A 24,475-nucleotide genomic window follows, 5' to 3' on the forward strand; every position below is an offset into this window, starting at 1 on the left:
GGCCTGCTGCATGCTGGAGTGCGGGATGCACGGGGGCCCAAACATGGAAAAATGTTCAATTAAGTGCAGGAAATAACTTGTCCTATTCGTTGGGTTTCGGTTTAAAATCGTCCACAAAATTTGCACATTTTGGGATACTAGAACAGTACAGCGTCATAACTTGGTAATCACAGATGCATCAACCGGTCTTGGACTTCGTTGCCCGAGGGAATTTCCCGTCGGGTCTTTCTGCTGTGGTTCCCTGTGCAAACGCCTCGGCCGCTGAGGTTTCGAGCGACAATTTTTTCACCAACAACCCCCTTCAATCCTGAACCTATGAGAACACTTCGACGCTATCGCGCTCCTATCGGAGGTCTCTTGATCCTTGTGATGGCCGTATGGCAGATCGCATCGCCATTGAACGCTGCAACGCTGGTCTGGGATGTCACCTCAGCAAACGGTCAGGTGGACAATGGCGGCGGAACGTGGTCTGCGGGTGGGGCCGGATGGACGGCAACCGGGGGGGCTTCCAACACTACGTTCACGAATGGTGATCATGTCATCTTTGGTGGAGTGGGAACACTGGGCACGGCCGGTTCCATTTTGCTAGGTACAGACGTCACAGCGGCGAGCCTCACCTTCGGAACGGTTCCCAATCCTGCCCATCCTTTCCAGTATTACACCATTGCGGGCGGCGGGAATGATCTCACCATCAGCGGTTCTGGGTACAGTGCCACTTCGGCCGCTCCTGTGGGCTTTCTGGCGAATGAGTCGGCTGCCGTCACGTCAGATGTGGTGCTGGGTTCCTCGCAGAACTGGCTTGCAGCTCTGTTTGAGTCATTGAGCGTGGATGGCGTCATCAGTGATGGCGGCAATGTCTTTGGTATCGCCAAGGACGGCAAGGGACTGGTTTCACTGGGGAATGCGGCAAACACCTATACGGGCCAGACTTCGGTGTTGAATGGAACGCTGGTGCTGACGGGGGCAAATTCGGCCGGCGCCGCGACCTCCACGGTGCAGGTCTTTGGCAATCGTACCACGGGGGGCGGCACCTTGATGCTGGCCACTGGAAATCTCCAAGGCTATACCTTCACTCGCAACATTGTGGCCAGTGGACCTGGTGTTGCCACGGCAAACTCCATCACCACGGCGTTGAATGCGCTCGGTCTCGGTTCAGTCACCAGTGTGGGGAACAACACCCTCACAGGTTCCCTCACGCTCACTGGCGCGTTTGAACAGCGGGTGTCATCCGGAGCAGGTATGTTCACCATCGCCGGCCCGGTGACCCTGCAGGCTGGTCAGGAGAATATTTTTTACGGTGCGGGCAATTTCAACGTTACTGGCCAGATCCAGAACACTTCGGCCGGTATCATCAAGACCGGTGGCAGTGCCATTGCCAGTACGCTGATCCTTTCCAACAATACCAATGCCTACTCCGGTCGTCTGCGTATTGATAGTGGCACGGTGCGAGTGTCAGATGGTGGCGCCTTGGGGACGAGCACGGCTGCAAACGCCATCGAGTTCAACGGCGGCGGCACTTTGGAGGTCCGTGCGGACGCCGGCACCATCGGCACCTTTGCAAACAAGAACCTCAGTACGGCGAGCAACAACGGCACCGTATTCGTGGACCGTGCCATCGGCGGCACCGGATTGAACCAGGTTGTCGACTTTGGAGCTTTCACTTTCGGCGCCGTCGCCCCCCGGACACTTACGCTCAACGGCCGCAATGGCTATGGCTTCTCCATCGGCACGGCAGGAGTCAACATGGCAGGGAACGGCGGAGGGAACGCCACCTTCACCTCGAGTTCGATCAACGGTAAGGTCACGATTGATGGTGACATCACCGTAGGTGACGGCACTGCGGGAAAATTCGCTGTATTCAGCACCGCAGGTGACATGACGTTCAACGGCTCCGTCTTGTCTACTGGAGCTGGTGGCTCAAACAATTTTGCCAAGCAGAATACCGGCACCCTGTTTTGGAACAGCACGGTGGCTTCCACGATTACCGGAACGATCCGCATCGATCAGGGCACGTTGTCGGTGAGCAATCTTGCCAACTCGTTTGGGTCGACGGTTCAGCTCCAGTTTGGCTCATCCGCCACTTCCACCACGGTGGGCACTCTCACCTACACCGGAGCGGGTGAGACTCTCTCCAAGAACATCAATGTCAGTGGCACCACTGGAAGCGCCGTTCTTAACGCCAGCGGTACCGGAGCCCTTATTGTCATCGGAACAGTTACAGCGGGAGCGGCCGGAACCAAGTCCTTCTTCCTTGGCGGCACCAGCACTGCGAACAACGAGTTCCGTGGCGCGTTGCCTGCGGCCAACCTTGCCAACCTGACGAAGCTGGATGGAGGTTCCTGGACGCTGTCCACCGGGGCTCATCTGAATACGGGGCCGACCACGATTGCCGGTGGCACGTTGCGGGTCCTGGCTAATAGTGCCTCCGGGAATTCCACGAACCTTGCGGACACCTCGAATCTTGTGTTCGGACAGGATCAGATTGGCTCTGTCCTGCTCAAGGGCAACGGATGGGCTGGCGGTACCTTTGTGTATGAGTCAGGCGCGAGCGGAACCTCGGAAACTCTCGGGTCGCTGGTGCCATCAGCGGGTGCAGGCACCATTCGCATTGTGAACAACTCTGCGGGGACGGCAAAACTCCTTTTCAGCGGCTTGGGCACAGTGGCAGGCGGTTCCAGTCTGAACTTCGAAGCGGCTGGTACTGGGGTGAACGGGGTCAATACCTATCTGAACGTAACTGGATTGGCAGCGGGCTTCATCAATTCCCACATCTATTATCAAGGGACCCATTTTGCCTTCAATGATACCACGCAGGGAGCCACGAATTTCTTCTGGCGCGCTCCTGTCTACGGTGCTGACGCGGGTTTCACCACCAGTGCAGCGGCCCTCACTGCGGGTTCGCACAATGAAATCACTGGCAATGTCTCGAGCGGAGCTCTCTCCATCAATTCGCTCCGTATCAATGGGGCGCAGACCTTGGATCTCACCGGTTCTCTGACCATCACAAACGGTGGTATCATCCAGACCGGCGGTGCTGGTGTCATTGCCCAAAGCGGGGGCGGTTCCTTGACCACGGGCGGAACGGGAGATTTGGTGGTACGGGTCGCTGGCGTATCGGACACGCTGAATCTGGCGGTGCCGATTTTGGCGACCACTACGGGCGGTCTCACCAAGAATGGTTTGGGTGTGTTGGTGCTGGAAGGAACTAATTTGCAGACTGGGGCGACCACCATCAATGAAGGAACCATCCGCCTCTCTGGCACAGGCACGCTGAGCGGGGCGAATCAGGCTCTCGTGATCCGGCAGGACGGTGTTCTGCATCTGAATGGTGTCAGCTCTGGCACTTCGGTTGGCAGTTTCAATGGAGCGGGCCGCGTGACCAACACGTCGGCGAGCAACGCGATTCTCACCATTGGCAACGGCGTGACCACCAATGGCTCTGGAGGCACATTCTCGGGCATCATTGAAGACGGGGCGGGCGGCGGTCGATTGGGACTCACCGTGACCACGGCGTTGAATACCGCTGGCCAGACGACGACCTTCTCGCTCTCAGGCGTCAATACCTATACCGGGCCCACCACCATCGCGAAAACGACGGCAGGCAACTTGGTGCTGGCCGTCAACAGCCTGGCTAATATTGGTCAAAACAGCGCCATCGGTCGTGGTGACAATACCAGTGCTGCGACGAATGCCGCGAGCCTGGTCTTCAACAACGGCATCCTGCAATACACCGGGTCCAGTGCGAACATCTTCCAGGAGACGCAGACGCCCTCCATTTCGATTGATCGCCTCTTCACGCTCGCTGGCAACGGCACGATCCAGTCCTCCGGCACGTTTGGAAACAACATCCTGGGGGCGGGCGGCAACAACCACGCCACGCTGATTTTCAACAATAGCGCCAACGCTGTGGCCTTCGCCGGAGCTGCGGGCGCGAGGCTTCTCACCCTTGGAGGCACCTCCATCGGTGACAATGAGATGGGCATCCAGTTGCTGGACCAGCCCGGACCGACGGCGTACACCTTGGGGATCACGAAGGCTGATGCCGGTCTGTGGATTCTGAGCAACACGGCCAACAACTACTCTGGCGCCACCACCATTTCTGGAGGCCAGCTGCGGGTGACTCTCGGAGCAGCCGGGGTTGCCACCTTGTCCGCGAACAGCAACCTGGTGTTCAGCGGTGGTGTTCTCGAAACCTTCGGGACGTTCGCCCAGTCCATTGGGACAGGCGCGGGAACGTTCCAGTGGGGTACGAATGGGAGCGGCGGTTTCGCAGCCAGCTACTCCAAGCTCACCGTCAATATCGGCGGAGCAGGAGCTCCTGTGACATGGGGAACGGGTGGCATCGGCAACGGTACCGGCAACCTCATCCTGAATTCCACCACTGCCCTCGCGGAAGTCGAATTTACGAACGCCATCAATTTGGGTACGGCAGGATTCAACACCCGCCTGATCACGGTGAATGACAACAGTTCGACGAATACGGACTACGCGATCATTTCCGGGGACATCAGCAACAGTGTGGCTGCCAACGCAAACCAGACTGCCCTGGCCAAAGACGGTACCGGCATCCTGATTCTCACCGGCAACAACACCTTCCAGGGAACGGGCACGGGCGGCGCTTTTAATCTGCGCAACGGCACCTTGATGTTCAGTTCGTTTGCGAACAATCTGGGCAGCATGGCCGACCCCACGGGCACCGGCAGAATGCAGATCGGCTCCGGCGGCAACAGCGCCGGTCTCCTCTACATCGGTGCTGGTGAAACGGTGACGCGCCGTATCGAGCTGATCGGCACAGGCGGCACCGCCCGCATCGAAAATGGCGGCAGTGGTGCCATCGTCATCACCGACGTGATCAACAGCTCGACCGGTACCAAGACTCTCAATATTCGCGGCCTGAATCCTGAGGCCAATGAGATTTCAGCCAATCTCGCCAATGGAGCCGGGACCCTTGCCGTCACCAAGGATGATGGTGGCTTCTGGGTGCTCTCAGGCAACAACACCTACACGGGAGGCACTTTGGTAAACGGTGGGGTGCTGGGCCTGGGCTCGAACACGGCCATCGGCACCGGCAATCTGGACGTTCGCAATGCCGTGGTTCAGGCAATTGGAGGTGACCGTGTCTTCAACAACAATTTCGTGACAAACAACGCCACGCCAATCTTCACCGGGTTGCACTCCATGCAGTTCGTGAATGGTTCCAATGTGGGTGGCAACAGCAATTTCGACAACTACCTTGCCAAGGGCGAGACATTGACCTTCACGGGGACATTCACGCTGGCAGAAGCGGATCAGGCCCGCACCGTGAATTTCCGCGGTACTGGTACGACCATCTTGAATGGCTCCATCCTCGCGGGTTCAGGTACTGGAGTAGATGGCTTCACGGTGGCGATGGGCGCATCAACCCATGAAGGGCCAGGCATGCTGCAGATCAATGGGTCCGCTGCGAACACGGCCACTGGTACAGTCACCTTGAGCAGTGGTATCCTACAGATTGGCAAGTCGGGAACGCTCACCCCATTGGGCACAGGAAATTTCACGATGGGAAATGGATTCCTCCAGGCGATCACCGATTTGTCCGGCGCGAATGCCCTGACGAATACATTCACCATCAGCAACTCCACTGGCATTTTCCAGGGGAACCAGAGCATCACCTTCACCGGTGTCGCCAACAACACAGGTGGCAACAGCGTCATCCGCAATAACATCGCCTCCGGTGCGACGCTCACCTTCGCGGGCGCCACTTTCACCCTGGCGGAAGCCGACCAGACGCGCACCCTTAACTTCGAAGGCAGCGGCGATACGGTCATCACCGGCAATATTGTATCCGGTACTGGTACTGGGGTGGACGGTCTGACCAAGGCTGGCTCCGGAAGCCTCACGACAAACGGCGTGAACACCATCACCGGTAACGTTGCCGTCAACAATGGCACTTGGAATGCCCTCTTCAACACGGCAACCACCAACCAACTCGGCGCTGGCACGCTCACCCTTGGCGGTGGTCGTCTCCTTGCCACCAAGTCGGATGCTATTGCTTCAAGTCAGACTTGGACCTCGGCTACTCTTACAGGAAACACTGCCTCGACCCTTTCCTTCGTCACTTCCGGAGGTGCGGCTTTGAATGTGACGACCGGGACCATCACTCGCGGCGCCCAGTCCACGCTGGCCTTTGTGCTTCCCTCGCTGGGATCCATCAATGTGGGCGCTTCCCCGCTGGCGATCGGCGGAGGGGCCACCTCTTGGGCGACGGTTGGAACGGGCAGTTCCAAGACTTTTGCCATCAAGGACGGCGCAAATTTGGTGGCGGCGGCTACCACGGTGACAAAGACCAATGTCGGCACCTGGCTTCTGTCGGACAATGCGTCGGATGATGCTGCTGGTCCTACGGGCTTCACCGGAACCTTCACCGCGGGCGGCGTGAACACCATCCGTTTCAATGCTCCGACGACTTCCACGGTGACCATCGCACAGAATGCGACCCTGAACCTCAGTGGAGGAGGCATTCTCGTGACCACCAATGTGGGGGCGAATGCAGCATCCATCACGGGCGGCATCATCACGGTGGCTCCGCATCAACTGAGTGGCAACACGACGAATACGAGCACCACCGTGCGTGTGGGGAATACGGACGGACTCTTTGTAGGTCAGGTGGTGTCTGGTGCCGGAATTGCGGCAGGCACGACCATTGCGAACATTTTGGATGATACCACAATCGTGCTCTCGGCAGCGGCGACCAGTACTAATACGGCTACGTCGCTCTCCTTCGGCAGCACGACCAGCGAACTGGTGATCCACCAGGATAATACGGCGGCTGACTTCACCATCGCTTCCGCAATCAGGAATCCAAACCGTTCGGTATCTGCTGGCATTGGCACGGCTGTTACCAAGTCCGGCTTGGGAACGGTGGTGCTTTCTGGTAACAATGATTTCTTCGGTAACCTGGTCATCACCGAGGGTATGGTGAAGCTTGGCAGCAGCACTGCTCTCAAGGGGTATAATTCCGGGAGCGGCTTCAGCGTGCCTGCGGTGGTCCTTGCGAACCGGGCGAATGCAATGCTGGATCTCAACGGCTTCGACGCCAGCATCGGAAACCTGAGTGGCGGTGGTCTGTTGGGGGATCTGACCCAGATCGGGGGTACTGTGAATGTCGGAACAGGGACGCTGAAGATTAACCAGACAGGGAACACCACTTACAGTGGCGCTTTGACGGGTACTGGTAGCATCATCCTCTACGGAACTGGCAGTGGCGCGAACACCTTGACGCTCAATACCTCCGCCAACAGCTACAGCGGTACACTCACGATCAGCAATGGCCAGATGGTCCTGGCAAATGGTACCGTGCCCAACGGCGGCACCGTGGCCAACCTGGCCAATGTGCCAACCATCACCATCATGAATGGTGGTGGATTGCATCTCAACAACAACGCCTCACTTCCAGTGAGCCGCTTGAGTGACACCGTGGCCATCCTGCTGAAGAACACCGCACCAAACGCGGCTGTCGCCACTGTTGGTCTGTCTACGGAAACGGATCAAGTCTTTACCACCAATCCTCGCATCGAGTCGGTGGGGGCCGTGACCTTGGGAGCCGGTGTGAACACGCTCCGGGCTGCCACGGGCACTGCAGGCGCGAATCCCATCCTGTCGATGGCATCATTGACCCGCAACAACGCGTCCACCCTCGTGGTGCTGGCCAATAACATGGACAATCCGATTGCCACCCAGCGTGGTGATGTGGTGGTGCGCGACGCCTCCAATATCGTTGCCAATCTCGTGGGCGGCGGCAGCACCGTCAACGGTACGAGCAACATCAGCATCCTTCCATGGGCCATCGGCCAGGCAATCACAGGTACTGGGGCAGGACCTCAGGGCAACACGTTTGTCACCTACAGCACCTTCGGTGGATTCGGTTACGGGTTCCGTGCCCTCACCACGAATGAATATGAGCAGCTTGGTGCAGCGGGTGGCGTGACGTTGACCAACAACGCCCGCTACAGTGCGAGCGGAGTGAATCTTGCCTTCACCGGCACGGGTCACCAGGTCAACTCACTGCTGGTCGAGAATACCTCCACCACGACAGCGATGACTATCTCCGGTTCTGGTGCTGGAGACAGCTTGAACGTCAACAGCGGCGCCTTCCTCTTCCTCGGTGCTGCGACTGCGCCACATCAGGCGGTGACGATCAATGGATTCAACAATGGCATCTCAATTGGAACCAATGAATACGTGTTCCACCAGCTGAACATGTCGGGAGCCGGGGTGACCATCGCCAACAACCTGACCAAGGCGGGCGCGGGCGTCACCAAGTCGGGTAATGGTTTGCTTGTCCTGAGTGGTAACAATACAGCAGTTACAGGAGCCATTGTGTTGAACAAGGGGCTGCTGAAAATCAACGACTTGGACAACATTGGTGGAAACACTGGAACTATTCTTTTCCAAGGCGGCGGTCTGCGTCTCGCTCCTGGATTCTCCGATGACCTTTCGGGCAGGACGATCATCCTGGGTGATGGCGGCGTGGCGGCGGTAGCAAATGGCACGGGCATGCTCCCGGAAACCTACTTGTCCGGGAATGTCATTGATACCTTCGGCACCAGCGTGGTCATCAACCTGACCAACGGTACGGCCACCTATACGCTGCCGAGCGTGGCTGGCCTGGCCATCGGCCAGGTCGTCAGCGGGCCTGGCATTGCGGGCACGGTCACCATTTCCAACATTGTCGGCAACGATGTGACTTTCTCAGCCGCGCCTTCCGCCACAACTGCGAACGCCACTGTGAACTTTGGCGCGCCGGTCAATGTGACCATCAACAGCGCGCTCACCGGCCCCGGAGGCCTGACCAAGGTGGGACCAGGAAACCTCGTGCTCGGTGGGACCACGGCCAACACCAATGGCGGCGCCATTGCCGTCACCGGCGGCGAGTTGCACCTCAACAAGACCGTAGGAGTCGATGCGATTGGAGCGGGTGGCCTCATCATCCAAGCCTCCTCCACAGCCTCGGTGGCGAGGCTTTTGGCGAGCCATCAGATCAACGATGCTGCTGTAGTGATGGTCATGGGGAACAACGGTGCGAATTCGCGGTTCGACCTCAATAACTTCAGTGAAACCATCGGCGGCCTGGTGATGACCACCAATACCGCGAGCGGTGCCGTGGTGGCTACGGGCGCGAACGGCATCCTCACTGTAAATGGAGACATCCTTCTCAATAACAACCGTGATGCAGGTGGGGACGAAGCCCAGCATATTGTCATTACAGGTTCCGGAAACACCGGAACCCGCACGCTTGATGGCACGCTCGATCTCGGTGGAGTGGTGCGCAATATCTACGTCACCAGCCAGGCATCGACAGCCAATCAGGGTGCGATCAACAGTGCAGGATTTGGCGGTAACAAGCCGGATGCCATTATCGAAACGGTGATTCAGAACGGTGGCATCAACAAGCTTGGCTCCCGCGTGCTCTTCCTGCGCAATGCGAACACTTATGATGGCCTGACCATCATCTCTGAAGGGGCGATCCGCGCGACGCACAGCCAGGCGCTGGGTTCCACCGTGGGAGGCACTGAAATCAAGAGCGGTGCCAGCCTCCAGCTGGAAGGCAGCATCGCGATTTCTGAGAACATCACTGTTCAAGGGCAGGGAGCAGGCGGCTATGGCGCCATTGACAGCATTGCTGGCTATAACTCGCTGAATGGCACCCTGAACATGCTCGGTGACACCGCCTTCGGTGCCGAGGGTGCCGCAGTGCTGGTGATTAACAGCTTGGTCACCGGTACCGCCCAGATCAACAAGGTGGGCACGGGTACCGTATTCCTCAACAACGCGGCGAATAACTGGACCGGCGGCTTCACCGTGACGTCCGGCAGCCTTGGCGTGGGGAACAATACGGCGCCACTCAATGGCAATGCCATCACCATCCTCAACGGCGGCGGCTTTGCCGTGGGCTGGGATGGAACGAGCATGCTGAGCGGAGGGACGCAGGAATCGCTGCTGTTCGACTTCAGCGCCAACCCCATCAGCTTCGTCGGCGCCACTGGCAGCCTGACGGTGGACCGTCTCGGTACGACATTTGCTCCCTACAACCTGCTTCCCACGAACAAGACGCTGCAGATCAATGCCATCTCGTTCACCAATCCGGCATTTGCGCTCACGGTGAATAACAATGGGGGATATGGCCTGGAGTTGACCCAGAATTTCGCGCTCGTGACTTCGGGTGGCTCGCCCACCTTCGGCGTGACCAACGCGACCGCATCGAATGTGGTCCAGGGCCTCACTATGTCCGGTGTGATCAGTGGCGGGCAGACGGGAGCGGGAACGACTGTCTTCACGAAAGTGGGCAATGGCACCCTCGTCCTGAGCAACAATGGAAACACCTTTGGTGGAGGCTCCAGCGTGATTGCCATCAATCAGGGTGTGCTCGCGGTCGCCACGAATGAGGCTCTCGGGAACATCAGCAATATCATCCGCCTCGCGCCGGCAACGGGCACGGCGACTTTCCGTGCTACGAGCACCTTCTCCACGGCCCGCACCATCCAGTTCGGCAATACGGCGAATACGCGTGCGATCGAAGTGACCAAGGACAACGTCCTCACCCTGACGAGCGCCTTTGATGTGACGACCTTCTCAGCGCAAGCTGCGGCACTTGTGAAGAACGACCTCGGCACACTCGTGATCAATGCGGACAATGCTGCCTGGACAGGTGCGCTGACCGTCAACCAGGGCGCGGTTCGCGCAGAACACTCCAATGCGTTCGGTACCTCAGCAGGGGGCGTCTCGATCGGTACGATTGTTGGCCAAGTTCAATTGACGGGTGGCGTGACCATTGCCGACGCCCTCAACATAGCTGGCGCCAACAATCAGACCTGGAGCGGCATCAACTCCACGGGTGCTCTGCGCAGCATGGCGGGAACGAATACATGGTCAGGGCTGATCAACCTCACTGCCGCAACCAGTGCGGACAATCAGATGCGCGCGGCCATGATCAGCGTCGACGCGGGTTCCATCCTGAATATTACGGGTGGGCTTCGGGCGGATTTGGCGACCTCAGGTACCGGACGTGATTCATGGTTCGTGCTGGCCGGCGCGGGGACGGGCAATATCACCGGTACCATTACACATACCAACGGCGCGGCGAACAATGCGTTCCAACTCGCCAAGATTGGCACTGGCACCTGGAACCTCCAGGCGGCGAATAGTTTTTCGGGTCATCAGCTCTTTGTCCTTCAGGGCACATTGGCTCTGAATGGTGCAGCTACTTTGGGAACTCCGGGGATCGGCAACACTGCTACCTCAAACAATACCATCTTCATGCTGCCCAAGGGCACCCTTCTGCTGGATAGTACAGGGACCAATACCAACAACCGGTTGAGCAACCGCAACCTTGATTTCCGCGGCGGCGAACTGACAATTCTCGGCAACAGCGCGGCGACCACGACGGAAACGACCACGGGCACCGTGACCCTGAACCCTGGCGCCACCATCCTTACCGTCACGGCCGGAGCGGGCCAGCAGGCGAATTTCACCACCGGTGCCGTCACGCGCAATGCGGGCAGCACGGTCCTCTTCCGCGGTACCAATTTGGGGAATGCACCGGGTGCAGATGTGGCCACGATTCAAGCCACGGGGGCGGGGTATACCTTCGTTGGTCAGGCTGGTGCGGCTGGCTCCACCAGCAAGGCGATTCTGCCTTGGGGTATTGTTGATACCTCAAGCGGCGGTTCAGGCATTTCCTTTGCCACTGCTGATACGGCGACCGGACGTATCCGTGCCCTCGCGGCCTCGGAGTATGTCAGCACCTTGACTGGCGCCACGGCGAACTTTGAGAACGTTCGCCTCACCACCTTGTTGAACGCCACCAATACGGCCGTCACTCAATTGCACTCGACCATCAATTCCCTCCAACTGAACTCGGGTGGGGGTCTGGCCCTTGGCGATATGCGGCAACTGACCTTGGACAGCGGTGGCATCCTTGCTCTTGCAGGCAACACCGGGATCAGCGGCGGGCTTCTCAGCACGACCTCGAACCGTGAAATGATCGTGTATACCGTAGGAGATCTGAATATCGCCAGCGCCATTACGCTCACCTCCGGCGGTCTGACCAAGTCTGGAGAAGGCATGCTGACCCTCTCATCCACAGGAAACTCTTTCACCGGCAACATCAACATGCTCCAAGGTACCTTGAAGCTGAGCGGCGGTGATAACACCATCTTCTTCAATAACACCCTGCAATTGCAGAATGGTACGGTTGACCTCAATGGCACGTTGCAGCACTTCGCCTCGCTGGTGCAGAGCACCACGGCCCCGCGCAATGGGAACCTCCTCCCCAACTCGGGTGGTATCGTCACCAACAGTCAGGTCGCGACCCAGGCCACCCTCGCCATCAGGACGGGCGGCAGCTTTGCTGGTTCGATTCAGGGGAACATCGCGGTGATGCGCTCCACGGACAACGCAGCATTCGCGGACTGGAACCTCTATACGGCGAACACTTTCACCGGGCCTCTCCTTCTCAACGGCGGCCGCACCCAGTTGCTGGGTGAAGCCACGTTCAGCAATGTCTCCGCCATTGAACTCAGCCAGTCGACGCTGCTGCTCTCCAACAACAATGGAACCAGCATCGCGGACGTGAACATCAACGACCGCATCAACGATGCCGCGGCCATCTACATGCGTGGCGCCATGTTCCAGTATCGCGCGAGATTCGGTGAGGTTGGATTTGAGAAAATTGGGGACGTAACCCTGGGAGTAGGCGCCAGCGCCATCGATGTGGCCGAGCCCGGTACTGCCCTCAATGAATCTACTTTGACCATCAACAGCCTTACCCGGGAAGCGGGTTCGCGTGCCACATTGCGCTTCTTCGGAGTGGACGGTCAGATTGGCAGTCTTGCACAGATTTTCATCACCAATGCGCCGGTGCTGGACAACCACATCATTGGTGGCTGGGCGGTGGTGGAGCGCGAATTCGCGACCTACAGCTCTGCTACTGGGATCGCCGCTCTGAATGCCACGGGGGCCATTGGCTATGCGCAGAATACCCTCAATACCGGCCTGACGACCGACAACATCAGAATCACCGCCGTAGGCGCCTCAACACTGACGGCCAATCGCGACATCAACAGTTTGGCCATTGTGGTGTCGGGTGCGACGAACCTCAATCTGGGTGGATTCACCCTGACTCTGGGTAGCGGTGGCTTGATCGCCTCCAACGCGACGGATAACTCTGCCATCACCATCAGCAATGGTGACCTGACGAGCGGTGACTTGAATGTCGCGAGCGACCTTTACTTGCATTCTCTGGGTTACAACAACACCGCAGACGTCACCAATCGAGATGTCCTCGTCAGTGCGCGCATTGTCAACAATGGTACCGGTGCGGTTACCTTGGTGCTGAATGCTGATTCTGGACGCGGTACTGGCAACAATACCAACGAGACGGTGCTTTCCGGAGCCAATACCTACACGGGCGGTACCTTTGTGAACGGCGGCAGGGTGCAGTTGAACACAGCGGGAGCGAACGGTAGCACCATCACCGCAACCGGCACGGGTAACCTGACGATTACGGGCGGCACCAGCACAAACGGCTCCACGTTCGATGAGCGTAGCGCCACAGTGATGTTGATGTCTTCGAATCAGATCCACAATTCTGCCATCGTCACCATCAACGGTGGTGCGACTTTGAATCTCAATGGATTCAACCAGACTCTTGGAGGCTTGGTGTTCAACAATACCGGGGGCAACACTCCCACCGTTTCTACGGGGACGAATGGCATCTTGACCTTGAATGGCAATGTCACCGCGACCTCTCAGAATATTGGGAACGCCGCTGTTTCCGCCATGACGACCGCAGGTACCGGGTTTATCAGCCTTGGCGGTGCAACACGCACTTTTGATGTGTCGGCCGTCAAATTCAACGGCAAGAACATCTCGCCATTGATTGCGACCCTCAATATCTCGGGTGTCATGCGTGGCACGGGCAATGAAGGCATCATCAAGACGGGCGATGGCCTGCTTCAGCTTGGTGGAGCAAGCACCTTCACCGGCGGTGTGGATCTGCAGCAGGGTGGCATTGCCATTGCCACCAGCAGTACACCCAGCACCTTGGGTGCGCTGGTGACCTCGGGACCGCTGGGAACCGGTACATTCAAGATCGGAGCCAATACCTACCTCACCTCCACCGGTGGGCATACTCTGGCGAACAATCTGAACTTGAACAATAACCTTACCTTCCGCGGGGCGAACAGCCTGACGTTCAATGGGAACGCCACACTGACGACCGGCGGCACGTTTACGGTCAATGTGGAAGAGGCGAACTTCACCGCCATCTTCAACGGACTCATCAACGCCAATTCAGACTTTACGCTGGTAAAAGACGGCCTCGGCACCCTGCGCCTGGGCAACAACTACAATCAGGTCAGCGCGGTCACTCTGAATCAAGGCACTCTGGAACTGTTCGGCACCACCTTTGGCGTGACGAGTCCAGTGGGAACTGCCGCCATCACCATGAACGGTGGCTTGCTCAGCCTGCGTAACAACGGCGGCGGCGGTACTCCGTCCGGCGCGGTCATCTCCTACAACAATGATCTCATTTTGGGTGCCGGTCTCACGGACGCCCAGCTCAACGTCAACAACGTCTCGGCTGGTACGAACAATATCATCCAGATGGGCAAGCTGACCACGACGACGAATAATCAGCAGATTTCCCTCTCGTCTGCCAACGGCTACAATCTCCGATTTGTTGGCGCTGACATCAATACCCAGGCCAGGTTCGCCATCCAGTCCGGCACGACGCTGACTGTCCTGTTGTCGAATGTGGGTGCTTCTCAAACGGTGACTGGCTCGGGCACGATTGTGGCGGGCGGTGACAACTATGTGAATACGGGCGCAGGCACGCTGGTCGTGGGCGTAGGTGTCAAAACCAATACCACCACTGACATGCCCGGTGGGCCGATCAATTTCGCTGCCGGCAACAACACATTCATTCCGCTCGCGGGAACCTTCTCCAATGCAGGATATACCAAGGGTGGGCTCATGGTGCGTCAGACTAGCTTTGCTGCTGCGCAGAACGCCAATTCTGTCGCGAACTCCGGGGTGGGTCCGTCGGCGGCCTTTGTGGGTATCACGCCTCCTGCAGACACAGGGTACAACAATCGGCCACCTGTGGGCGTTGCCAGCACACTCACCAACTCCTCTATCACGTACAGTGGTTTGGTGGAAATCACATCGGGCGGCACTTATGCATTCCGAATTGCTGACGATGACCAGGCAGCGCTCTTCATTGACGGGGTGATGGTCCTTGCGGATAACATCAACGGAGGTGGACAGGGGCTCACGGAACGCAATACCGCGTATATCGAACTGAGTGCCGGCTACCACCAGATTGTGTTTGTGGGGGTAAATGCTGGCGGCGGTGGTGGCTTCAACCTGCTCTACAGCGGACCGGACACTGCGAGCAATGGCTCTCCCAACGGCTTCCAGGCAATCGATCCCAACAAGCTCTACTACGCCTCGAACTTGGGTAATGCTGGAAACGGATTCCTCAATGCGGCCCGCATCTCGGACACCTACAACCTGGCTGCGAGTCAAGCATCAACGCTGGATGGCCAGGGCACGCATTTCAACCTGACGTTCGGCGCTCTCACCATGGGTGCCAGTTCCTCGCTGACCGTGCAGAACCAGTTCGGTACTGGTTACTACGGTGTGGAAGGCGTTACGACCATCGGCGGTTCGGGCGTCACCGTAAATCCCACCACCGGCACCCTGTATCTCGCGGGTGGTGTGAATGACGGCGCGGCCTTGGGACTGACCAAGACTGGAGCTGGCAGCTTGTATCTTGGCACGAGCACCAATTTCACCGGCGCGTTTAACATGAATGCCGGGTTTACGCTTCTTGCCGCAACGAATGCTCTCTCCAGCGGCAGCAACGTTGTTGCCTCCGGCGCTCAGTTGGACCTCTATGGGAACTCCAGCCACGGCAATGTAACCCTCAACGGCTCCGGCGTAACCTTGCTCGCCAGCGGAACCACGGCAGCCCTGTGGAACAGCCTGGCAAACAGCACCGGCACCTTGACCGGAAATGTTACCATCGGAGCCGGCAGCACTCGCATTGGCGGCATTGGTGATATCGTTTTGTCAGGCGCCCTGAGCGATGGGGCGGCCTTGGGCTTCACCAAGATTGGCGGCAATACTTTGACGCTGTCCGGCAACAACGTGGGCTTCACGGGTGTGGCTTCCATCTCCAATGGCATCCTGAAGTTGGGCTCGAATACGGCTCTGGGCACGGGAGGCAGTTCTGCCAGCAATACCGTGATTTCGAGTGCCAGCGCCGGAAACGGAGCTGTCCTTGACCTCAACGGAATGAACATCGCCAACGAATTCCTGAGCGTGGCTGGGATCGGTTTCAACAACCGTGGCACTTCGCCCAACACCCTGGCTGCCATCATCAACTCTTCAAACACGATGGCGACCTGGGGTGGAAACATCACCATGACGGCCGCAACGAGCATCGGTTCGAATCGCTTGAATGCGAACAGCGGTGTGGCCACCGCGGGTGATATCACCCTTACTGGGGCGGTGACAGGTGCCTTTGCTCTCACGAAGGTCGGGAACAACACGCTGTTCATCACCGGTAGCGGCAATACCTACAACGGCATGGCGATCAATGGTGGCAAAGTGGTGGTCAGTGGTGCTGGCCAGCTCGGTACCGGCGGCAACCACAGCATTGCGGGCTATGGTCAGCCCACGGGACTTCTTCCTGCCACGACCCTGCAACTCGACAACACCGGCACAGCCTCAAACTCTCGCTTGGGTGGTCGTGCCTTGAGCATCCGCAATGGTCACTTGATCATCGATGGCCACGCCTCCACTGCAGTGAATGAAAACCTGGGTGCAAACAACCTGACGATCAGTCTCGGGCACAACGTCATCACCCTCAACAACAACGGAGGAAGTCTGACGTTGAGTGTCAACCAATTGATTCGTGATGGCAGCGCGACACTGGTCATTCGTGGCAGCGAAAATGACATCGGGTCGAGCGACACGCGCCTCTTGGTCACGTCCGGTACTGCCAACGCCATCATTCCCGTGGGCACGGAAAACACGACTCTCCAGTTCACCGATACGGATACGAGTGGGATCTTGCCGTGGATCCTCATCGACAATAGTATCCTGAACCCCGGCTTTGGGGCGTATTCCATGTCATTTGCACGGTATGACTCGTCCCTTGGTCTTACCAACCTCGCAGTTTATGCCCTTGAACTGCCTACTACTGGTACGGTCAATGGAACTGGTGACGTCAATCTGGCAGTGGTCACTGATTTGACGTTGCAAAACACTCTGAGTGTCAATGACATCAATCTTCAAACCACTGGGGTAAATTCCATTACCTTCAACGATGATCCTGTGGGAGCCACCATCACTCTTGAGGACCTCCAGATTCTTACGTTGGACAGCGGCGGTATCCTGGCGCTCTCGTCGGGCAATTTTGCCGGGAACGGTTCGCTGAACGTGGCGGGCAACCGTCAATTCGTCATTCACACCATTGGTGCCTCCACGGTGCTCAATGCTGATGTGGAAATGGGGGGACGCCTTGCGCCCACCCAAGGTGGCTTGGCCAAGACTGGCGAAGGTACTTTGATTCTCGGTGAGAGGAACAACTACACTGGCAGCACGGTCATCAATCTGGGCACCCTCAAGCTGGATGGTGGGGACAACACTCTCTACTACCAGTTCACCGTGGCTCCGGTGTCGAGCACACCGAACAGCACGCCCCAAGGCCAGGTCCTCGCGGTCGCGCCCGGAGGTATTCTCGACTTGAATGGCACCAACCAGAGCATCAACCTGCTCCAGGGCAACGGTGGTCAAAACGTGGCTGGCGCGGGTGGCATCATTACCAATACCAGTGCCACTGCCTCAACCCTGAGACTTGTGGTGAATGGCAATGTCAATTGGCAGGGCTCCATCAATGGCAACACGAACGTCATCAAGAGCGGTGGCAGCACGACCATTTTCTATGACAACAATGCCTTTACCGGCAACTTGCTCGTACAGGGCGGCGTGTTCTCGCTCCAGGATCAAGGTCGTGTTTCCGGGGCCAGCAGCATTACGGTAAGTCGCGGTATCCTCCGCTGGGATGACACCGGGATGCAGCAGACGGCCAACCGCTTCGGGACGGCTGCCATCACCCTCAATGGTGGTACGCTGGATTTCCGTGGTCGTGGCGGTACGAATACGGTGATGGATGTGGGCAGCATCCACCTTGCTGGTGGAGCCAGCTACATTAGCGCCACTCCAAACACGGGCACGGTCACCGTGCGTATGGATGGGCTCACCCGCACGAACAACTCCACGCTCACCTTTGCCGCAAGCAGTGGCACTCCAGGAGCGAATCCGTTCTTCTACTTTGACTCAGCGCCGACCCTTACCAATGGCATCATTGGTGGCTGGGCCTACGCTTTGGGTACCGATGGTCTCACGGCGGGGACCAACATAGAGTTCGCTACGTACGATACTGCGAGCGGAGTGCGTCAGTTGTCTGGCGCCCAGATGGTGAACCACTTCAATGATCCCCTCGCCAATGTGCGCTTTAACGGCAATACCACCGTGAAGGCGGGTGGAGCGGTCATCAACTCACTGACCCTCAATGGTGGTGCTGTCACCCTGAGTTTCAGTGCGGCAAATGATGTGCTCAACATTACTTCCGGTGGTCTTCTGGGAGGTCTTGACAGCAACGTGCGGACCATTGGCAGCGTTGCCACCCCGGGCATCTTGACGGCGGGAGGGGTCAATCCTACCTCCGATGTCTATCTGTACGTGACGAATCCGTCCAACAACATGGTGATCAACTCCATCATCGCGGACAATCCCACGAACGGAAGGAAGTTGCATCTGGTGCTTGGTTCGGCTGGTCGTGTGGACAACAGTGCGCGCATCACGCTGGGCAACGCCAACACCTACACAGGCCTGACCTACGTCCAGGGAGCGCGTGTTGACCTTGCCAACCTGACTGGCAGTGGCAATGCCATTACAGGGGACCTCATCATCGCCGGGGGCGTGCAGGATCTTTCTGACACCGCCAATCCGGATACGCAACGCGTCTACAATCGCGGCAACGAACAGATTGCGGATACCGCCAACGTGACCCTTCTGGGGAATGGCGCATGGGATGTCGGTGGATATACGGAAACCATCAACAACCTCATCTTCCAAAGCGAAGGCGGTTCCCGCAATAATGCTGGTCCGCGTGTGCTTACCGGACCAGGCACCTTGGTGGTCAACGGCAGCGTCACCGCCACCAATTTGATCAATGCCTCGGCAGTCCCACTGATTGCGGGCCACATCAACTTCGGATCTGACAATGCTCTCACCGTGACGGTGGACAAGGTGGCTGGTGCTTCCAATGGCATCCATAATCAGATTGGTCTTGCGATGAATGTCAATGTCATCGGGGGAGGTACACTCACCAAGCAGGGTGATGGCATGCTGTCCTTGGGTGGTCACAGCGACACCGCATTCCAGGTGAACGTGGCTACAGGTGACCTGACCCTGAACTCCACTGCCTCCTATCGGAACGCTACGATCAACCTGGCCAGCGGCACCAAGCTGGACATGCGTGGCCTGACCAACGTGGTCGTGGGCAACGTGACTGGAACGGGAACCATCTTCAACTTCCACGTGGGTACCGCCGGCAACTTGGTAACTGGTGGAGCGAACACCGATGCCACCTTCGACGGGTTGTTTAGCAGCGAGTTCACCAGTGGCATGATCAACGTGACCAAGGTCGGCACGGGAACCTGGACCCTGACAGCGGATAACACCCAGCACCTTTCAGGCACACTATCCCTGCTGGATGGCCGCATCTTGCTCAACGGGACGACGGCAAGGCTTGGATTTGCCCAGCAGAACATCGCCACAGGCGGCGTGCTGACTTTGGACAACAGCACCAATGTCCTGAATTTCCGCCTGGGTGGACCCATCGCGGAAAGCAGCACGGGCATCCGCACGGCAGCTTTGCAGATTGGCACCACCAATATCAACTACACGATTCCGAACGGGGATCCCAATCCCAACCGCAACATGGAGTTCCGCGGCGGTACGGTGAATCTCATTGGGGGCAGCACCAATGTGATGGAAGTGCTCAACCAGGTCGCGATGACCAGCGGAGCGGGCGTTCTAAACATGACCGCGAGCAGCGCGGAGACGGTCTTCATCACCCACAATCTCGCTGGCGTGAACAACGGCATCCTGTATCTCAATGCTGTGGGTAGCGGTGCAATCTTGGGGGGCACGAAGGGCGCGGGACACGTGAACTTCGCGGCCACCACGCCGAACCTCCTGGGCGGTGGCGGTTTGGCCGGCACCAAGAACATGAGCATCCGTCCGGATATCATCGGCACGGACAGTACGGGGACAGGCTTTGTGACCCACGATTTGGATGGCCTTCGACTGCTGACCGCAGCTGAATACAAAACGCCAGATACCAGGTATCTGGGCAACGCCAATCCTTTGCGAGTGTCAACTGTGCCTGGGGCAGCGCCTGGTGACAACGTCGGCACTGCCGACAACGTCCGGACCAACCTGACCCACTCCATGGACAACAGCACCTCGGTGAACAGCCTCACCCTGCAGTCAGGCGGTGGCGTGGACTCCACTGGCGGTGGTATGCTCCTTGGCACTGCACAGGGGCAGTCCGCGGCGGGCAGAATGTTCAATGGCAGTGGAACTCTCAATACACTCACCATCTCCAGCGGCGGTCTCCTGGCTTTTGCCGGAAACACCGGCATTCAAGGCGGGGTCATCACTTCAGCTTCCGACAGAAGGTTGTACATCACGACACTCGGTGACCTGACCATCGATTCCTACATCATTGGTGTCGGTGGAACCGCGGCGAACCAAGGCATCGTGAAGAGCGGCGCTGGAACGCTGACTCTTGGGAAGAAGACCCTTGGTATCGGGGTCCTGTCCCTGCAAGAAGGCACGCTGGTCCTGAACGCTGGAGATAACACCATCATGGTGGCTCCTACCGGCGGCACTGCCACGCAGCTCGACTTCAATCTCAACGGCGGCACCCTTGACCTCAATGGCAATGACCAGGCCTTTGGTAGAATCACCACCACCAGTGGGGACACGGCGCCGAATGGTGCGGGAGATATTACCAATACCGGTGCCCTCGCATCGTTGTACACGAACACCCAGGCGGGAAATGTTACCTACTCGGGTAATATCTCCGGAGCTACCAATGTCGTGAAGACTGGTGCCAACACTTGGACACTGACGGGGACGCACAGCTATACCGGAGCGACCATCGTCCGCGGTGGCACGCTGCAATTGCGTGATGACGGTGTCCTGGCAAACACCTCAAACATTGAGCTTAACTACGGCACCTTGTTGGTGGACAACACCGGATGGTATGGACAGAACCGGCTTCGGTCCGGTGTCAATATGACCCTTCGTGGAGGCACCTTCCAGTTCACGCCGCGGCAAACTCAAGTGACGTCCACGAACATGGAAAACGTGGGCACCATCGATTTCGCCGACGGCATGTCCCGCTTCCTCTTCAATGTTACTCAGGGCTCATCGGTCACGCTCAACGCGACCTCGCTCGCTCGCAGCAATGGTGATGCCACTTGGTTTGTGAATCCGGGGATCGGCGTGTTGGGTCGTGGAAGCAGTGACAACAATGATCAGAGCCCCCAGCTGATCCTTCAAAACGCTCCGACCCTGACCAACGGTCTTATTGGCGGCTGGGCCATCCACAACGGAGATAACTGGCTGGTCTACCAAGCCGGAGTGCACTCCAGCGGTGGCACCGGTGTGGGTGCCATGTCAGACACAGGGGCCGGGTTTATCACCTATGACGAAGACACGGGGACGGTGGCGAATTTCAGCGCGGCTGACTCCATTGCGACTCGTAACATGCGTCTCCAGAACAACACCTACCAGGTGGCTGACATCGGAGGCACGGGCACGGCGGGGAATTTCCTGTTGAACTCCCTTAACTTCCTCACGAATACCAATGGTCAGACCTTGGAGTTCGTGGACAGTCTGGACACCCTGTACCTGACTGCGGGCGCATTCCTCCGGTCAGGCAACGTCACCGCCAATATTGGTAACGCTGTCAACAACGGACGGATCTCCGCGGGCGTGGTGGGTGCCACCGGCGTGCAGCACCTGTACATGTACAACAACCAGAACGTCCTCACCATCAACTCGCGAATCGTAGACAACAGCGCGAGCGCTCCGGTGCGACTGGTTCTGTGGAGTGCCAACAGCGGCCGAATTGACCTCGCCAGTGTGAACCTTCACACCGGGGGTACCGTGGTGAACGGCCTTACCAACACGACCACGGTCCAGTTGAACATTGCCAATGCAGTTCCCGCAGGTGGACTCACGATCAATGACACGAACGTGATCACCAATACCTCTGCGAATGTGGTCAATGGGGTGAACGCCAGCAACGTCGTCACCATCAATGGGGGTGGTATCTTGAACCTGACTACCAATGCAGTGGCAACCAACACTCTTGCTGGATTGGTGTTCAACAACTCGGGTGGCACAACCACACCCCAGGTAATCATCGGCTTGAACACTAGCACGCTCATCCTGTCTGGAACGAACGCGATCACGGCTACCAACGAGAACTACCAGACACTGCCGACCATCGCGGTGACCACCGCCGGCAACTTGCAGTTCAGCGCAGCTGCACCGGTGATCACGGTGAACAATCCCTCGGGGATTGCCACCCATGGCCTGCAGATCAACGCCGTCATCCAGACCAACGCCGGCTGGACGCAAGCGCTCACCAAGGATGGCAACGGCATGCTGTCCCTGACGGTGGCCAATACCTTCGCCCAAGGCATTGTGCTGAAGGATGGCGGCATTGTCCTCGGCAATGCTGGCTCTCTCGGCACCGGCAAGCTCACGATTGGCGACGGCGCGGCGGGTGGTACCCACACCTTGATGACCAACGGTGTGGCCGCTCTGACCATCACCAACCAGATCGACATCAACGAAGACCTGATTATTGGCGGTACCAACGCGAATTCGGGAACGAATCATAACCTCACCGCGTCCGGCGCTGTGGCGCTTGGCGGCGGAGATCGCGTCATTACGGTGGAGAGCCCCACGGTCACCTTCACCATCGGTGGTGTGGTGAGCAGCACGGGTGGCGGCTTGATCAAGGACGGCGATGGCATCCTCCAACTCAACGGGGCCAATACCTACACCGGAAACACCCGTGTGAAGCGTGGTCTGCTCAAGCAGGGCTCGGGCACCGCACTGGCGGGTTCCCATCTGATCGTGGAGTCTGCCGGTACCGTTGACATGAATGGCAACGCAATGACGGTCAAATCCTTGAGTGGGGAGGATTCCCTGCACGGCGGCGTGATCACCAACAGTGCGAATAACACCCAAACGCTGACGGTAGGGGACGTCCTTGCCTCCGTGGACACGACGTTTGCTGGTATCATCACCGATGCCCGCGCGATTACGGCCACGACAAACAGCCGTCTCAACCTGGTCAAGAACGGGAATTCCCGTCAGAAGCTGACCGGCCTGAATACCTACGGTGGCACCACCACGGTGAACTCTTCGACCACTACACTCGGAGGCGGTGGTCATCTGCAGGTGGGTGAGAACGGCATTGGTCAAACTGGCACGGGTGTTACGAGGGTGACGGCTGGTGCCACGCTGTCCGGTTCTGGTCTCATCAATGGAACTCCGAACTCGACCGCGCATGTGGTTGAGAGCGGTGGCAGAATCAGCCCTGGGGACAACTACGGCGCGTCCAACGGGATACTGACCTTCAATGGCAACCTGACCCTCAACGCAGGTTCTCAGTCCGTGTTCCAGCTCACCTCCAGGACGACTTCAACCACCATTGGCGGGGGCTTTGTGAATGTAGCTACCTCTATGAGCGGTGAGCTGGCTACCTGGAACAGCGCTGCGGTGCCGGCAGGTGCGCATGACGCCCTCCAGATCAACGGGTCCCTGACCGTGACTGGCGGAAATCCGACCCCCTTGTTCCTGGTGGAGGACAACGGCTACCTGCTGAATGCCAGCATGGGTGACGTGTTTGACCTGCTGGATTGGACGGGTGCGGCTTTGGCTTCCTTTAACGCGGGAACCAATTTCCGTAGCGGTGGCAGTGGAGGCGGCGACCTTTTCCTTCCCACTCTTGTCTCTTCGAACCAAGTCTGGGACGTCAGCGCCTTCGCCAGCCATGGCTTCTTGGTGGTCGTGCCAGAACCGAGCAGGGCCATCCTGCTATTGGGCGGGTTGCTCCTGCTGCTCTCCGTTCGTCGTCGCCGCAACTGGTAGGTTGAACGTTCAAGTCCACCCCCAACAACTGAGTTGGGGTTCGGTCTCAAAGAGTTAGGATCATTCTTATCTCTACCTAAGCGATTTCGCCGAATCTGAATTCGACATTGGGCGCGCTGTGACCCATCATGCTCGCCCCCAAGCTGAAGGACAGCTTTATGAATTGGTAATTGACATG

1 protein-coding gene is annotated in these 24,475 nt (G+C 58.1%); it reads left to right on the forward strand.

Features of this window, described 5'->3' with window-relative positions; translation table 11 throughout:
- Window positions 1-315: 315 nt before the first annotated feature.
- Window positions 316-24,297 carry a beta strand repeat-containing protein gene (locus DES53_RS02390; protein WP_113956601.1) on the forward strand — a complete coding sequence of 7,994 codons (23,982 nt, stop codon included), beginning with the start codon at window positions 316-318 and terminating at the stop codon, window positions 24,295-24,297.
- The last annotated feature ends 178 nt before the right edge of the window (window positions 24,298-24,475 follow it).

Source organism: Roseimicrobium gellanilyticum, from assembly GCF_003315205.1.
Lineage (GTDB): Bacteria > Verrucomicrobiota > Verrucomicrobiia > Verrucomicrobiales > Verrucomicrobiaceae > Roseimicrobium > Roseimicrobium gellanilyticum.

Excerpts from the sequence above, each read along its gene's own strand:
- DES53_RS02390 (WP_113956601.1), top strand. The coding sequence starts at position 316 with ATGAGAACACTTCGACGCTATCGCGCTCCTATCGGAGGTCTCTTGATC.